Origin of the sequence: Marivirga tractuosa (assembly GCF_042140215.1) — a bacterium.
Classification (GTDB): Bacteria; Bacteroidota; Bacteroidia; order Cytophagales; family Cyclobacteriaceae; genus Marivirga; species Marivirga tractuosa_A.
This window is the reverse complement of record NZ_CP159478.1, coordinates 1872848-1888776: the sequence shown is the minus strand read 5'-3', so window position 1 is coordinate 1888776 and position 15929 is coordinate 1872848. Positions and strand designations below refer to the sequence as shown.

The window sequence follows — 15929 nt, the reverse complement described above, 5'->3', positions numbered from 1 at the left end:
AAAAATTTATTATAATCAATCTTCTATTTCGACTTCTTCAGCTTCTTTTATTTTTTTCTTTTTATTTTTTCTCGATTCCATCATCTTATCATGCACCTGATTATGTTGGGCTTTTAATTTATTTTTGGCTTCCTCTACTTTTTCCTCCGCCATCTTAATTTTTTCTTTTTTTTCAGCTATCTCTTCTTCTGTCATTTCTCCATTCTCCTCAGCTTTCATTAATCTTTCCTTTGCTTTTGCAATTTTTTCTTCCGAGCGTTTAATTGCCTCCTGAGCTTTCTGCATGTTTTCATGAGTTTCCATCATTTTACTCTTCGCTTCTTCTGAACGGATATGTGCAAATTCTTTACCCGTCATATCACCTTTCATTTTACCATGATGTTTCCCCTTTTCACCCTTCATTTGGCTACTTTTACCTTTTTGCTTTGGTCTATCTGAATTATTACTGACCGTATCCTGATCTACTTCAGAATTTTTAATCGAATCTGCTTTTTCGCCTCTATTCTTTTTAGCCTCAGCTGGCTTTCCTTTTTGTTTTTGCTCCTTTTTCTCCTGTGAATTACCCTGAGCCAGAACTTCACTTTGGTATCCTACAATAAAGATAAAAGCTAGAGCAAAAAGAATCGATTCTTTTATTAGTCGTTTCATATTCTTTATAGTTTTTAAATTCCTTCTAACAATTCATCTACTTCTTTTTCTACCTCTTCTGCATCCTCTTTAGCCTGATCAGAAGATTTTTTTACCTCATCTGCTATTTTTTCTTCCTGCTTAACTTCTTCATCAATTGAATCTTTATTTGATTCTGATCCTCCACAAGAAGCCATGAAGAGAATTACTCCTAAACTTAATAATGAAATGTAGTGCTTCATAATGATTTTTATTTCGATATCAGGTTGAATATATGAAATAATCTATCAAAAGGGAATCAATAAAATTAAATTATTTCTCTTGAAAGAGTGTGGCAGCCAGGTCATCTTCACAAATTTCCAAAAGCTCCAATTGCGTTTTATTATATAAGGGATGAATAAAATCAGGACTAATTTCCACCATAGGAACTAAAGTAAATCTTCTATAAGGAATGCCAGCATGTGGAATCTCTAAATCTTCATGCTTTATTTTACTATCGTGATAGTATAAAATATCGATATCTATTAAACGCTCTCCCCATTTTACTTTTCTTATCCTACCCAAGTCATGTTCAATCTGTAAAATTAACTTTAATAATTCATGAGCATCCAAACTTGTTTCAACTTGCAAAACCTGATTTAAAAAATCTTGCTGATCGGTTTTACCCCATGCTGCAGTTTCATAAACAGAGGATTTTTTAACAATTTCAATTCCATTTTTTTCAAGCGAATCAATTGCTTTAAGCAACACTTTTGTTCGATTTCCTAAATTACTGCCGAGTAGCAAGAATATTCCTTCCATAATTAAGTTTCGCCATCAATAGAATTATACTTTCAAATCAAATAATTTTATAGCTTATTTGTAAATTGTTTACAATTATACTTGAATTAGAATAACATTAAAATTTAATTGATTATCAATCTTTATTATTATGAAAAGTTTCTTTAAAATATTCTTTGCAAGCTTACTTGCATTAGTAATCTTCTTTGTAGGTTTTTTTCTCATTTTTGCTGGAATAGCCTCCCAAGATAGTGAGGTGAAAATTTCTGAAAACTCATTTTTGGAAATTAAGCTAAACCGTCCAATCGTTGAAATGACTTCGGACGATCCGTTTGCTGAATTTAGTCAAACACTTACAAACGAACCTACTCCAATTAGCTTGAAAGATATACTGGAATCTATTGAACATGCTAAAACAGATGATAAAATAAAAGGGATTTATTTGGATGTACCATATGTAATGGCTGGTTTTGCTCAAATAGAAGAAATCAGGAATGCTTTAATCGATTTTAAAGAATCAGGAAAGCCGATTTTAGCTTATAGTGAAACCTTTACTGAAACTGGTTATTATGTGGCTTCAGTTGCAAATGATATCGTTTTGAACCCTGCTGGAATGCTGGATATGAGTGGACTGACATCTGAAGTTACCTTCTTTAAAGGAACACTTGAAAAATTGAATGTAGAACCGCAAATTTTTAGAGTAGGTACTTTCAAAAGTGCTGTTGAGCCATTCATTAGAAAAGATATGAGTGAAGCCAGCAAGGAGCAGATCAGTGTACTACTAAATTCTGTATATGGTGTTTTTATCAAGAATATTGCGGAATCAAGAGGAATTGAAGCATCGGAATTAAGAGCTATTTCAGATGAACTTAAAGTGAGAACCACTGAGGATGCTTTAAATTATAAATTAGTTACCCAACTAGGATACTACGATGAGGTTCTAACTAAAATGAGAGAAATAACAGGACTAGAAGAAGGTGCGAAGATCCCTGTAAATTCTGTCAAAAAATATAGTAAATCATTTGTTGCAGATAAATACAATACCAATAGAATTGCCGTAATTGTTGCCGAAGGAAATATCGTTTCTGGTAAAGGTGGTGAAGGTTCAATTGGTTCTGATGTTTTTGCAAAAGAAATTCGCAAGGCTAGATTAGATGATAAGATCAAGGCCATTGTATTAAGAATTAATAGTCCAGGCGGAAGTGCATTGGCTTCTGATGTAATGTGGAGGGAGGTTAAATTAGCTAAAAAAGTGAAGCCAGTAATTGCTTCTATGTCTAGTGTTGCCGCTTCAGGTGGATATTATATGGCGATGGCTTGCGATACAATAGTTGCTCAGCCTAATACCATTACGGGTTCAATAGGAATTTTCGCCATTATTCCGGATTTGTCAAAATTTATGGATACAAAATTAGGAATAACATTCGATAGAGTAAGCACTGGAGAATATTCTGATTTATATACTATCAGTAGAAGTTTGAATGATTCCGAAAAGCAAATTATCCAAAATTCCGTAGAAAGAGGATATGAAGACTTCACTTCCAAAGCTGCTGAAGGTAGAAATATGTCAATAGATGAGTTATTAAATGTAGCTTCAGGAAGGGTTTGGTCTGGTATTGAAGCTAAAGATAATGGCTTAGTTGACGTTTTAGGTGGTTTTGATGATGCTGTAAATATTGCTGCCAATTCAGCTGGACTGGAAGAAGGTGACTATATGAGAGTATATTACCCGGAAAAGAAACCTTTTTTCCAACAATTGTTGAGTGAAATGGGTACTTCTGCTAAAATTCTTCATAAAAAATATACTTATGGAGAAATGGCAAATTATGTTGAAGAATTAGAATATGTTATGGAAAATAAAGGATTGCAAACAAGAATGCCATTTGATTTGGAAATCAAATAATTTGCTCCTTTTTTTACATTATAGTTAGAATTTCAGTTTAGCTGATATCAAAATAAAAAACTAAAATGACAGAGATTAGGAACGATTGGACAAAGGAAGAAATTGAAAAAATATATAATCAACCTATATTAGAACTTATCTATCAAGCGGCTACCGTACATAGAAAGTTTAATGATCCTTCTGAGGTGCAGGTTTGTACATTATTGAGTGTTAAAACAGGCGGTTGCCCAGAAGATTGTGCATACTGTCCGCAAGCGGCTCGTTATCACACAGATGTAAAGGTTCATAAATTATTACCTACCGAGCAAGTATTAGAAAGTGCGAGAATTGCGAAGGAAAATGGCAGCACCAGATTCTGTATGGGCGCAGCTTGGAGAGAAGTACGAGATAATCGGGACTTCGACAGAGTGCTAGACATGGTGAAAGGAATTAATGAGTTGGATATGGAAGTATGCTGTACATTGGGTATGCTAACAGAACCTCAAGCTCAGAAATTAAAAGAAGCTGGTCTTTATGCTTATAATCATAATTTAGATACTTCAGAAGAGCATTATGATGATATCATCAGCACCAGGACTTATGATGACAGATTAGATACCATAGGCAATGTTAGAAAAGCAAAAATCTCTGTTTGCTCAGGTGGAATTATAGGATTAGGTGAACAACATAAAGACAGAGTGGGCATGTTGCACACTTTGGCCACTATGGAAGAGCACCCTGAGTCGGTTCCGGTAAATGCATTAGTGCCTGTTGAAGGGACTCCTTTAGAAAAGCAACCAAAAGTTTCCGTTTGGGAAATGGTTAGAATGATTGCTACAGCAAGAATTACTATGCCAAAAGCCATGGTAAGATTATCTGCCGGAAGAGTAAGAATGAATCAAGAAGAACAAGCTTTATGCTTTATGGCAGGAGCCAATTCCATTTTTGCAGGAGACAAATTATTGACTACTCCAAATCCGGAAGTGAATGAGGATGCGGAATTGTTTCAAACGCTTAATTTAAAGCCAAGAAAAGCTTTCAAAAACGGAGAACCTGCTGTTGAATTTCAGCAAATACCTGGTTAATTAGTAATTAATAATTAGAGAATTAATAATTGAGGGTAGCTTTTTGCTGCCCTTTTTTTTTTGCTAAGTTCTGAATATATGGATTGATATTTTAATCGGAGATTAAAATGGATAGATTCCTTTCTTCAAAGGAATTACCTGCCCCGTACTTTATGTCGGGGACGAACTTTTCTAGCTTTTGAGTATAAGTCCATACCATTTATCTGTGCATTTAAATTCTACCTTGATTAGCTAACTGAATAAGCCAAATCCGTGCGTCATTCCTGTGAAGACAGGAATCTAGTCTAATTGAAACAGCGTTTCAATTAACCCATATCAGCAACTTCATCATATAAATCCTTGAATGTAGGATTAAGCTCCTTGATGAGCTGTATTTTCCACTCCCTTTTCCATTTCTTTATTTGCTTCTCTCTGGTAATAGCCTCCTCAATTGATTCATAAAATTCATAATATACTAGATCTGTGCATTTGTATTTGCTTGTGAATTTTGAACCTTCACCGATCTTATGTTGATGTGATCTGACTGATAAGGTGGCAGTAACACCTATATATAAAGTTGAGCGGGAAATATTAATTTGAATATAAAGATACTCTCCTTTTGCTTTCATGGGTTAAATTCTTGGTTGAATAATTACTAAAGTATAAAACCTAAGAATGAATCACAATTCTTATCTCAATATTTTAATCTTCGATTAAAATGGATAGATTCCTGCCTTCGCAGGAATGACGGTCTTTTCTAGCTTTTGAGTAAAGTCTATCTAATTTAGTTGTGCAGTAGGATTCTACAATAATTAATTAACCAAATAAGTCCAATCAGTGCATCATCATGTTAAGAAAGTAATTTGGTGTTTCTTGCTTTTTACTAATTTTCTATACTGCTTATCAGTTCAGTTAAATTCTACAATAGTGAATTAACTCAATAAGGCTAATCTATGCGTCATTCCTGTGAAAACAGGAATCTAGTCTAATTGAAACAGCGTTTCAATTAACCCATATCAGCAACTTCATCATATAAATCCTTAAATGTAGGATTCATCTCCTTGATTAACCTTACTTTCCAATCTCTTTTCCATTTCTTAATTTGCTTCTCCCTGAGAATAGCTTCCTCAATAGATTCAAAAAACTCATAATAAACAAGATCTGTGCATTTATATTTGCTAGTGAATTTTGAACCTTCACCTGTTTTATGTTGATGTGATCTAACAGATAAATTAGCAGTAACGCCTGTATATAAGGTTGAGCGAGAGAAATTACTTTCGATGTAAAGATAACCTCCTTTTGCTTTCATAAGGTTCGATGTACGGTTGAATAATTACTAAAGTATAAAATATAAGAATGAACCACAATTCATAGGTTGATATTTTAATCAGAGATTAAAATGGATAGATTCCTTTCTTCAAAGGAATGACGGACTTTTCTGGCTTTTGACTTAATCCCAACGAATTTTTTTGTACTAAATCCCCTTCATGAATTTACTAACTGCATCTAACTTAACAGGCCTAATCCGTGCGTCATTCCTGTGAAAACAGGAATCTAGTCAAATTGAAACTCTGTTTCAATTAATCAAAGTGTCTTATTAATTGCCAAAATCAATTATTATTAGCAATTTCAATCTTTCATTCTATAATAAAATACTACAACAATGAAAAGCACACCTCTACTACTTTTATTTATTCTGATTTTTAGTTGCAAGGCTCCAGAAAAACAAAGCACAACCATAAAAGAAGCCCCTTTTATGTGGGAGAATGCCACCGTTTACTTCCTTTTAGCGGATCGCTTTAATAATGGCAATCCTGATAATGACTATAATTTTGGAAGAAAACAAGATGGTGCAACACTTCGAAGCTTTATGGGTGGAGACATTAAAGGCATCACTCAAAAAATAAAAGAAGGCTATTTTAATGATTTAGGGGTTAATGCTATCTGGGTTAATCCATTGGTAGAACAAATTCATGGCTCAGTAGATGAAGGAACCGGAAAAACCTATGGCTTCCATGGCTACTGGACTAAAGACTGGACAGCATTAGACCCTAATTTCGGAACTATGGATGATCTAGCCGAATTGGTAAAAACAGCCCATGAAAATGGAATAAGAATTCTTTTAGATGTAGTAATGAATCATACTGGACCTGTAACTGAGCAAGATCCTCTTTGGGATGGTTGGGTAAGGACTGATCCAAATTGTACTTATCAAGATTGGGAAAGTACTGTAAAATGCACATTGGTGGACAATCTACCAGATATTTTAACCGAATCTGAAGAAGAAATAGAGCTTCCTCAGCATTTATTAGACAAATGGGAAAAAGAAGGCAGACTGGAAAAAGAACTAGCTGAATTAGACGAATTCTTTGAACGCACCGGTTACCCAAGAGCACCAAAATACTTCCTGATTAAATGGATTACAGATTATATCAGAGAATTTGGAGTTGATGGTTTTAGAGTAGATACTGTAAAGCATACGGAAGCCGGAATATGGGGCGAATTATATGCAGAAGCCTTAAAAGCTTTAAGAGATTGGAAAAATGAAAATCCAGAAGAAAAGCTAGATGATTTGGATTTTTATATGGTAGGCGAAATTTATAATTACTCTATTTATGATGGATTAAACTATACTTATGATGGAGACACAGCTGTCAATTTCTTCGATGAAGGCTTCCACAGTATGATCAATTTCTCATTGAAATGGGAGTTGAAGGACAAACATCCTGATGAGGTTTTTACTACGTATGACAGTCTTTTAAATCAAGGTGAATTGAAAGAAAAATCAGTTTTAAATTATCTTTCTTCTCATGACGATGGCAATCCTTATGATGCGGATAGAACCAATGTTTTTAATACTGCTAACTATTTGATGCTAGCACCAGGAGCCGCACAGATTTATTATGGAGATGAAACTGCTCGACTGCTCAATGCTGATGCAGAGGGAGATGCCAAATTACGTTCCTTAATGAATTGGGATGAGCTTGAAATTGATGCCAAAAGAGATGGCTACAGCATAAAGGAAATCCATAATCATTGGCAAAAATTAGGGCAGTTTAGAAAAAACCACCCGTCAATTGGCGCAGGACATCATCAAAAAATTTCGGATGCACCCTATTCGTTTAGCCGAACCTTAAATCAAAATGATTTTAAGGATACGGTTATGGTGGTAATGTCAGAAAACGTAAAAGAAATAGTGGTTGAAAATGTATTTATCGAAAATCAAGAAGTGAAGAACTTCTATACTGGTGAAAGTTCAACCGTTAAAAATGGGAAGTTAACTTTTGAAAAAGACAGTAAGTTATTGCTTTTAGAAGGGGTATAAAAAATAAAACCCGCAAGGTTTTGAATCTTGCGGGTTTAAATATTTCAAAATCAGAAAGTTTTTACTCCTGATGCATCCATTCTTTTTTCGCCATTAACTCCCCATCCGATTCTTCATTGTCAGGGTCATCTACGCAGCAATCAACCGGACAAACAGCTGCACATTGAGGCTCTTCATGGAAACCTGTACATTCAGTACATTTTCCTGTTACTATATAATAGAACTCATCAGAAACTGGCTCTTGCATTTCTTCTGCATCAACCTCCGTACCGTCTATTAATTTGGCTTTTCCGGAAAGGGAAGTCCCTCCCGACCAATTCCATTCAACGCCACCTTCATATATTGCTGTATTAGGGCACTCAGGTTCACAAGCACCGCAGTTAATACATTCGTCTGTTATCATTATTGCCATAACTGAAAAAATTTAAGCTTTGAGCTAATTTAGTTAGTATAACAACAAATTTAGAGACAATAAGTTTACCGAACAAAATATTTTGAATGCATTAATTTAACAAGGCAGTAATTTAAATAGGTTCTATATTGAAATGCTGTGTGAGATCACTTTATCAAGCCTGGGCAGAAAAACTAAATAGCTCGCTTTTAATAATAACAAAGAATAACAGAATCATTTATTCAAAAATCGTTTCTTACATATTTTCCCCAAAAAGCCTCTTTCCATGTTTCTCCATCATCAGTAGATATTTCCCAGATTTGAAGTACACTCTCATCTTCTTGAGGCACCCAACTAATCTTGTCTATTTTTCCGTTTAGTGGTTCTGATTGCATTTGCATTTTGCCATTGGAAAAACCTCCACTCATCATTAATGCATTACCTGAACTGGAAATCCAGCTTTGATGCCATTTCTCAGTTTTTACATCATAAAAATTATAACTTGTTCCTGCTCCCCCCATTTTGGAAGTCCAGTTTTCTTGAATGCCACATCCATTTTGAATTAGATAGATATTGTTGGTGCCTATATGATCTCCGTTTTTATTATAAACTTCCCAATTGCCTAACCAAAAATCAAAGGCTCTATGATTCTCAGAATTGCAATTTTTATTTTGAGAACTAGGCTTTGAGAAATTTGCATTATTATAAACTGTTTCATTCTTTACATTCTTTCGAAAGTCATTTGGTTTTAATTCATTCAATAAATTAGTACCAGGATTTCTTTCGAACCAGTTTTTATAATGCTTTTCAATATTGTTTAGTTGAATAGTATCTGTGTATTGAGTTTCCAGAATTATATCATATTCATCACTCTCAGATTTCATCATTCTAAAACCTGAAATGAAACCATTAGCTAAGGCGTATCTGCGAAATTCAGCCCAATTATTTTCATAGAAATGATATACTTCCTGATTTTTTCCATCAAGTATTTTGACATAATCAAAAACCGAAACCGAATTGTAGGATTTATACGTTTCAGCCAATGGTAATATTAGAATAACTGGCTTAATGCCTTTCTCATTTTTAATTTTTCCATTCTCATTTAATTCCCAGAAACTAGTAGCTATATAAACCAATGAATCGTTTTGAAGATAGCCCAAAGTCGGTTCGCCCATAGCAGGATGATTTTTCTCTAAGTACTTAAAGCTTTTAACTTTATTATACTCTTCATCGAATTTTAAATAGACAATACGATGTGGAATCACTCCATTTTGAATAACAATTAATCCATTTTTATAGGCATATAATCCGTCTATTCCTTTTAAAGCTAAATCGGGTGATTTTTGTATCTTTTTCATGGATTGCTGCACCGTATCAAATACAAAAAGACCTTGACTATAATCAGCCAAAAACACCTTTTTACCAATCAGATCCACTCCTTGTAAGGAAAGAATTTCATCAGAACTAATCCACTCTTTCAATTTTCCATTCTCAAGCCTATAAACTGTATTGGTCTTACTATCAGAAACTAAAACTTTGCCGCTCTCAGACAAAATCACATCACCAAAAACATTCGTTTCACTATCTTCAACTGAGAAACTATCTAACACAATATCTGTCTTCAAATCTGCTTTATACAATTTGGAAGTTTCTAAATTAGGATCATTCTCATCTAACCCTGCTTGTGAAAAACCTGCCCCTGTAAACCAAAGAATAGTGTCCTGAATTGCCATTCCAGTAATGGCTAAGGGAAAAGGATTTTCAAAAAGCGGTTTTAATTCTCCAATCTTAAATGAGTAAATATTGCGTTTATTGATACTGCTCAATAAATATCTATTTTCAAATGGGTTGTAAGCCACATCCTCTATGTGAAGCTCTTCGTCTGGAATCACAATTGCTGTATCTGAGTTGATAATAGGTTTAAGCAATTCAGCCTGGTAAGCTGATAAATCTTTATAAGCTTGTGTACTTTTTAGATTCTCAAAATCATCTATATCTATATCATAATTTTTAGCGTCAATGCTCAAGACTTCTCTTAGCCAATAATTGGCTGAATCGATATTACTATTAAGTGAATGTGCTATAGCTAAGTAATAAATAAGGGTTTGATGGTGAGGTCGTAGCTTATGAGAATTCTTTATTTCCACTAACATTTGAGAATAGTCTCCTGCTTTGTAGGCTGATGAAGCTTCCTGAAAATGGGATTGATACGTTTGTGCATTAACTGTAAGGACACTGAGAATAAAAAGAAAAGACAAAAAGCTGCGCATAAAATATTTTTTTTGCTAAAATGCTAATAATGAATCAATATACTTTCACCTAATTTGGGGGATAAATATTTTTTACACTTCAATTAATTAGTAAGCTCTAGCGATTCAAATATAATTTTAGCAGCTGATTTGCTGCCTTTTACGGATGGATGAAAACCATCTTCACTTAAAAATGAGAAATCATCTGTTTGCTCAAAATATGTTTTCCACTCTTCACCAACGGGGCAAAGAATGGCATCAGTTTGTTCTGAAGCAAATCTATAATTATCGATGACTCCCTCAAAGCTGGAATAATGTTTCATTGAGGGCCACACCATAAAAAAAGCTAGTTGACTTCCATTCTGCTCACATAATTCTTTTATTTTCTTGCCATAATTAATAAGCATGTCCTTCCCATCTTGTTGAGATGGAGCTTGCTGCAGAATGATATAATCATATTTTCCTTTTGCAATTTCCATTTGCAGTGAGCCTTCTAGCCAATGATCCTCCAATGCATAATTGGGTTTGGCTAAAGTTTTCACTTTCACTTTAATATCATTTTCCTTTGCCACTTGTTTAAAAAGGGCTGGCATGTCATGAGTGTATGTAAGGCTGTTTCCGACAAAAAGTATGTGAAATGGCTTTACCTTTTCTAAGTTTTGAATATCTGCGCAAAATATTGCCTGCCAAATGACAAATAAAAAGCTATATAGAGTTACCATCATACTTAATAGTATTTATATGTAGAAGTTATAGTAAAATGAGGAATATTAGTTTTCAATTGAGAATTTAATAAAACTATAAAAATTAGCTTATTAATAGTTGGCTATAGATATAATTGCTTAGCAGATTTTACGAGTATGAGTAAATTAATCCATACTAAATAGCAGAATTCAAAATCTAATTTTTTGTAATCAAAAAAAGCAAGGAAATTGGTTCTCCTTGCTTTTCAATATGGTTATATAATAAATTAATAGCCAGCGTTATTTGGAGCTAAGTTAGGATTCAAGTCAATTTCTCTTTGAGGAATTGGAAGGATAGTTTTATTGGCACCAAATGCTGCTGCTGGTAGTCCAGTTCTTAAGTCAGCACCAATTCTTAATAAATCCATTCTTCTATGTCCTTCAAAAGCCAACTCCAATCTTCTTTCCGTTCGGATGGCATCTACTAAAGCATCAGCACTTGCAAAATCTGCAACTGTCCAGGCATCTAAACCAGCTCTTTCTCTAATAGGATTAACCAATGCAATTGCTTCAGCTGCTGAAGTTAAACCACCTGTTACTACAAGTGCTTCTGCTCTAGTCAAATGCATTTCCGATATTCTGATAGCTAAATAATCAGAAGTATTATTTACTGCATCATTGTACTTCAATGTAAATATTCTTCCATTCGGAGCAACAGCACTTAATTCGGTAACTCTAAGATCATTAGCATCATAAGCAGCTAAAAGATCATCGCTAAAAGGAGCATCACCTCTACCACCGTCTTCAGCTGGGCTGAAATAAGAATCCCAACCACCTGAACCAGTACGTCCATTATCAATAGCAGAATTTATAATTCCAAAAATCACCTCGGAACTAGCAACACTAGGATAGAAACTTAAATCAGATGCTGTTGCATAGTCACCTTGATTGATAACTTCACCAGCTAAAGTAGCCGCTTCAGTGTATTCACCTCTGTATAAATGCAGTCTAGACTTTAAAGCCTTGGCTGCACCAGAAGAAGCTAAACCTCTATTAGCATTAATACCTGGTAAATTAGCAATAGCAAAATCTAAATCTTCAATGATAAGATTGTGTATATCTGCAACTGAAGATCTTGAATACTCGATGATTTCACCATCAAATGGTTCAGTTACTAAAGGTAAAGCAGGACTTGAACCATTATTAAGATTATAAGGCTGTGCAAAAAGATTTACCATATTAAAGTAAACAATTGCACGAATAAATCTTGCTTCTGCAATATTTTGAACTTTATTTTCCTCTGAAAATAAAGGATCTTCAACAGAAGCTGTATTAGCAATGACAAGATTTGCATCTGTAATTACTTCAAAATTATCCTCATATAATTGATCTATTGATCCATTATCAGATAATGTATTATACAGATTGATTTCCTGTAAAGTAGGGAATGAACCTATAAAATCTACATTATCAGCCATGTATTCATTAATCATTTGCGGCATAGATCCCAGAACTTCTAAATCTTGCAGACCACTGTATACACCAACAAGTGCACCGTTCGCAGCCTGACCATTTGCAAATGCAAGGTCTGTATCTAATGATTGCTGCGGATCGAACTCTAATTGCTCCTCACAACCTAAAAAGGTTGCTATTGCAAATAGAAAGAATATATATTTTAAATTTTTCATCTTCATAATTGTTAAAATTAAAATCCTAGAGAAATACCAGCTGTAAATGACTTGGCTTGTGGTAAAGTAAAGAATGATTCACCTGCTCCAAGGTTATTACCTCCCAGTCCGTTAATTTCAGGCTCCAATTCATCCTCAACTTGGGTGAAAGTAACTAGGTTTTGAGCTTGACCATATATTCTGGCAGACCTTAATCCTAATCTTTCAATTACTGATTTAGGTAAGGCATACGATAAAGAAACATTTCTTAATCTCAAATAAGATGCATCACGCAATTGTAGAGTTGATCTTTGACCAAAAGTACCAAATGTTGGTGAAGTCAAAGAAGGAGAATACGATTGATCGCCTGCTTGTTCCCAGTAATCAAGTAACCTTGGATTTAAATTAAACCCCCCAGCGTTGTTTGGATTGTCAGTAAATCTTAGATCATCATACATCACACTATTACCTTGCACAAAGGTTAATTGAGCACTTAAAGCTATTCCTTTATAAGAGAAGGTGTTAGTCAGACCACCAGTTAAATCAGGAATTGCACTTCCTACGATTACTCTATCGGCAGCAGTTGGAGAAGTTGTTATCTCACCATCTTTAGTTAACCATTCAGCATCACCAGTTTCTGGATTAACTCCAGAATATCTAATCAAGTAGAATGTATTCACTGAATGTCCAACAATAGCTCGTTGTGAGGCTGTTCCAGCAACAAACTGTCTGCCATCTGCATCTTCTGTTGCCCCAGGAAGTGCAGTTACTTCATTATTCAATAATCCTAAGTTAAAACTAGTCTCCCATTTGAAGTCACCATCCAAGTTTTTGGTATTTAATAAAATATCAAGCCCTGTGTTCTTCATTTCACCTGCATTTTGGGTAATTGAAACGAAACCAGTTGTGTAAGGAACTGGTACATTCAATAATAACCCATTAGTAGTTTTATCATAAAATGAAGTTTCTAAAGTGATTCTGTCGTTAAATAAACCCAAGTTCATGGTGATGTCTAATTGAGCTGTTTCTTCCCATGATAATTGAGGGTTAGATGCTTGAAAAGGTACAATACCTGGTACATTATTATAATCATTTCCTGCTTGATAAAGACCTAATGATGGGAAATTTCCAATCTGGTCATTACCTGTAGTCCCATAACTAGTACTTAATTTCAAGAAACTAATCGCATCAATATCTTTTAAGAAAGCTTCTTCTGAAAGAATGTAGCCTAAAGACCCAGCATAGAACACACCGAACTTATTACCTTCACCAAATCTTGAAGAACCGTCCCTACGTAATGAAAACTCCGCTAAATATTTGGTAGCATATCTATATGAGGCTCTTCCAAACAAGGAGTTTAACCTCCAACCACTAGCATTATTATTAGTAATTGTTGGGGTTGAAGCTGAAGCTGTGTTTGGCAAATCATCACTTAAAAAACCAGACCCAGCAACCGCAATGTTTGAGAAATTAGATTGTTCATAAGAATATCCTCCTATTACGTTAACATAATGATTACTAAAAGTTTTATCTAGATTTAAAGTAGTAGTGTTCAACCACTTATTATCTTGTGTAATTTGATAAAAGGCGGTTCCACCTGGTGATACTATTTCTACGCTTCTAGCATTTTCTTCTACTTGAATTTGATCTGTACCAAAATCTGTTTTAAAAGTTAATCCAGGCACAATATCATATTCAAAATAAGCATTCCCTGTTAACCTTCTGTTGACATTGAGATTTTTATCCAAATCTTCAATAGCTAAAACATTAGCCACAAAACCTGTATTAGTATAAGCACCATTTTCATCGTACGGCAGTACCCATGGCAATTGCAAATAGGAAGAAGTTAATGGAGCAAAAGTGTTGTTATCAGCACCAATTCTATCATTCTCTACTTTAGCTATTCCAATGTTTGTTCCAACCCTGAGTTTATCAGTAATGTTATGAAGGATGTTTAATCTAGTATTTAATCTTTCTATCTCATTGCCAATTGCATATGCATCTTGAGTAAAACGTGTCCCAGATAAGAAATATTGAGTTTTCTCATCCCCACCGCTAATACTGAAGTTAGCATTCGAGACAGAACCTTGTTGAATAACAGCATCTGGCCAATCAAAAGATCCTTCTGTTGCTAATCCGTCATCAATAACATCTTGAACAGTATAATCAATACCATTTTGAGCACTAACAATATCTGCAATGTATTGCCTATGCTGGTCTGCAGTCATAGTAGGTCTTCGATTGTTAATATCTTGAACCCCAGTATAGAAATCGAAATTTACTCTCGTCTTACCTGCTTTGCCTTTTTTAGTTGTAATAACTATAACACCATTTGATCCTCTTGAGCCATAAATTGCTGTTGCTGAAGCATCTTTCAATACAGTAATTGATTCGATTTCATTAGGATTTAATTCCTGCAAAGGATTAAGCGCCACAGCACCTTGGGCAGTAGAATAAGGATTATTTGGATCATTAGCATCATTCATTGGAACTCCATCCACAACGAATAATGGCTGGCCCCAGCATTTATAGAAGATACACCTCTAATACGAATATTCTGTTGTGAACCAGCAACCCCTGATGAACTTGTCATTTGAACACCTGCAGCTTGACCTTGTAATGCTTCTTGAGCACTTAGGATTGGCATGTTTTCAAATGATTTTGAATCGACTTTTGAAATAGATTGAGTCGATAATTTAGTATTTTGAGTACCATAACCTACAACCACCACTTCGCTCAATTCAGCAATATCAGTTTCCATCTGTATATCAACTACTGACCTTGAACCGATCTGTACTTCTTGTTTAGCCATACCAATAAATGTATAGACCAAAACACCTCCATCAGATGGGATTAATATTTTATAATTTCCATCCAAATCGGTGTTGACACCATTTCCAGTACCCTTCAATAATACGTTCACACCTGGTAAGCCTTCGCCTGTATCAGCGTCAGTGACTGTACCGCTGACGGTGCGATCTTGCGCCCATGCATGTAGCACGAACACAAACATGAAACATGTTAGTAGAATCTTTCTCATACTTTCATTTATTTAAGTTAAAAATTGAATTGAAGAATATTATTCTGTTAACCTTGACGATTACAGAGAAACATTCATTACTCAAATGTGGTGATTAATGAAAGTATTTCAGCCACTCATAATTTGGTGTATTTTGCACCATTTTTTAACCTAATTTGGGTGATTTGGAGATTTAGAAGCTTAAAAGCAGATAATTCGAATGTAGGAAGAATAAGGATAGG

The 15929-nt window shown here is 34.5% G+C and carries 14 protein-coding genes; 3 read left to right on the top strand and 11 right to left on the bottom strand.

What is annotated here, in order from left to right:
* Positions 1 to 15: 15 nt before the first annotated feature.
* From ABWH96_RS08670 to folK, 3 genes are all read right to left on the bottom strand, one after another.
* Positions 16 to 648, bottom strand: a complete 633-nt coding sequence (locus ABWH96_RS08670) for a hypothetical protein (RefSeq protein ID WP_375581061.1) — start codon at positions 646 to 648, stop codon at positions 16 to 18.
* 14 nt (positions 649 to 662) lie between these two features.
* Positions 663 to 869, bottom strand: coding sequence for a hypothetical protein (locus tag ABWH96_RS08665; RefSeq protein ID WP_375581060.1), 207 nt, complete (start codon positions 867 to 869; stop codon positions 663 to 665).
* Positions 870 to 939: 70 nt separating this feature from the next.
* Positions 940 to 1428 (bottom strand): 2-amino-4-hydroxy-6-hydroxymethyldihydropteridine diphosphokinase, encoded by a 489-nt coding sequence (gene folK / locus ABWH96_RS08660; protein ID WP_375581059.1) that lies wholly within the window; start codon positions 1426 to 1428, stop codon positions 940 to 942.
* A gap of 130 nt (positions 1429 to 1558) precedes the next feature.
* Between folK and sppA the strand changes: the two genes are divergently transcribed.
* Positions 1559 to 3310: a signal peptide peptidase SppA gene (gene sppA, locus ABWH96_RS08655; protein ID WP_375581058.1), complete on the top strand. Its 1752-nt coding sequence runs from the start codon at positions 1559 to 1561 to the stop codon at positions 3308 to 3310.
* 65 nt (positions 3311 to 3375) lie between these two features.
* Entirely contained in the window at positions 3376 to 4374 is a 999-nt protein-coding gene (bioB, locus tag ABWH96_RS08650; RefSeq protein WP_375581057.1) for a biotin synthase BioB, read from the top strand.
* 305 nt (positions 4375 to 4679) lie between these two features.
* On the opposite strand, the gene ABWH96_RS08645 is transcribed toward bioB, so the two are convergent.
* Together ABWH96_RS08645 and ABWH96_RS08640 are read right to left on the bottom strand one after the other, a co-directional pair.
* A complete protein-coding gene (locus tag ABWH96_RS08645) occupies positions 4680 to 4982 on the bottom strand; it encodes a GIY-YIG nuclease family protein (RefSeq protein ID WP_375581056.1) in 303 nt (100 codons plus the stop codon).
* 377 nt (positions 4983 to 5359) lie between these two features.
* A complete protein-coding gene (locus ABWH96_RS08640) occupies positions 5360 to 5662 on the bottom strand; it encodes a GIY-YIG nuclease family protein (protein WP_375581055.1) in 303 nt (100 codons plus the stop codon).
* 354 nt (positions 5663 to 6016) lie between these two features.
* Between ABWH96_RS08640 and ABWH96_RS08635 the strand changes: the two genes are divergently transcribed.
* Positions 6017 to 7678 carry an alpha-amylase family glycosyl hydrolase gene (locus ABWH96_RS08635; protein ID WP_375581054.1) on the top strand — a complete coding sequence of 554 codons (1662 nt, stop codon included), beginning with the start codon at positions 6017 to 6019 and terminating at the stop codon, positions 7676 to 7678.
* Positions 7679 to 7739: 61 nt separating this feature from the next.
* On the opposite strand, the gene ABWH96_RS08630 is transcribed toward ABWH96_RS08635, so the two are convergent.
* The 6 genes from ABWH96_RS08630 to ABWH96_RS08605 all read right to left on the bottom strand — a co-directional run bounded on the left by ABWH96_RS08630 (position 7740) and on the right by ABWH96_RS08605 (position 15675).
* Positions 7740 to 8090, bottom strand: a complete 351-nt coding sequence (locus ABWH96_RS08630; protein ID WP_375581053.1) for a 4Fe-4S binding protein — start codon at positions 8088 to 8090, stop codon at positions 7740 to 7742.
* A gap of 221 nt (positions 8091 to 8311) precedes the next feature.
* Positions 8312 to 10339: a hypothetical protein gene (locus tag ABWH96_RS08625; protein ID WP_375581052.1), complete on the bottom strand. Its 2028-nt coding sequence runs from the start codon at positions 10337 to 10339 to the stop codon at positions 8312 to 8314.
* Positions 10340 to 10422: 83 nt separating this feature from the next.
* Positions 10423 to 11043: an SGNH/GDSL hydrolase family protein gene (locus tag ABWH96_RS08620; RefSeq protein WP_375581051.1), complete on the bottom strand. Its 621-nt coding sequence runs from the start codon at positions 11041 to 11043 to the stop codon at positions 10423 to 10425.
* A 245-nt stretch (positions 11044 to 11288) separates the two neighbouring features.
* A complete protein-coding gene (locus ABWH96_RS08615; RefSeq protein ID WP_375581050.1) occupies positions 11289 to 12689 on the bottom strand; it encodes a RagB/SusD family nutrient uptake outer membrane protein in 1401 nt (466 codons plus the stop codon).
* Positions 12690 to 12706: 17 nt separating this feature from the next.
* Positions 12707 to 15154: a SusC/RagA family TonB-linked outer membrane protein gene (locus tag ABWH96_RS08610; protein WP_375581049.1), complete on the bottom strand. Its 2448-nt coding sequence runs from the start codon at positions 15152 to 15154 to the stop codon at positions 12707 to 12709.
* Positions 15151 to 15675 (bottom strand): carboxypeptidase-like regulatory domain-containing protein, encoded by a 525-nt coding sequence (locus ABWH96_RS08605; RefSeq protein ID WP_375581048.1) that lies wholly within the window; start codon positions 15673 to 15675, stop codon positions 15151 to 15153. The genes ABWH96_RS08610 and ABWH96_RS08605 overlap by 4 nt, the downstream gene beginning before the upstream one ends.
* Positions 15676 to 15929 lie beyond the last annotated feature (254 nt).

Bases quoted from the DNA above. Each gene is read 5' to 3' on its own strand.
- ABWH96_RS08670 (WP_375581061.1), bottom strand. From the start codon at position 648: ATGAAACGACTAATAAAAGAATCGATTCTTTTTGCTCTAGCTTTTATC.
- ABWH96_RS08665 (WP_375581060.1), bottom strand. From the start codon at position 869: ATGAAGCACTACATTTCATTATTAAGTTTAGGAGTAATTCTCTTCATG.
- folK (WP_375581059.1), bottom strand. From the start codon at position 1,428: ATGGAAGGAATATTCTTGCTACTCGGCAGTAATTTAGGAAATCGAACA.
- sppA (WP_375581058.1), top strand. From the start codon at position 1,559: ATGAAAAGTTTCTTTAAAATATTCTTTGCAAGCTTACTTGCATTAGTA.
- bioB (WP_375581057.1), top strand. From the start codon at position 3,376: ATGACAGAGATTAGGAACGATTGGACAAAGGAAGAAATTGAAAAAATA.
- ABWH96_RS08645 (WP_375581056.1), bottom strand. From the start codon at position 4,982: ATGAAAGCAAAAGGAGAGTATCTTTATATTCAAATTAATATTTCCCGC.
- ABWH96_RS08640 (WP_375581055.1), bottom strand. From the start codon at position 5,662: ATGAAAGCAAAAGGAGGTTATCTTTACATCGAAAGTAATTTCTCTCGC.
- ABWH96_RS08635 (WP_375581054.1), top strand. From the start codon at position 6,017: ATGAAAAGCACACCTCTACTACTTTTATTTATTCTGATTTTTAGTTGC.
- ABWH96_RS08630 (WP_375581053.1), bottom strand. From the start codon at position 8,090: ATGGCAATAATGATAACAGACGAATGTATTAACTGCGGTGCTTGTGAA.
- ABWH96_RS08625 (WP_375581052.1), bottom strand. From the start codon at position 10,339: ATGCGCAGCTTTTTGTCTTTTCTTTTTATTCTCAGTGTCCTTACAGTT.
- ABWH96_RS08620 (WP_375581051.1), bottom strand. From the start codon at position 11,043: ATGATGGTAACTCTATATAGCTTTTTATTTGTCATTTGGCAGGCAATA.
- ABWH96_RS08615 (WP_375581050.1), bottom strand. From the start codon at position 12,689: ATGAAAAATTTAAAATATATATTCTTTCTATTTGCAATAGCAACCTTT.
- ABWH96_RS08610 (WP_375581049.1), bottom strand. From the start codon at position 15,154: ATGAATGATGCTAATGATCCAAATAATCCTTATTCTACTGCCCAAGGT.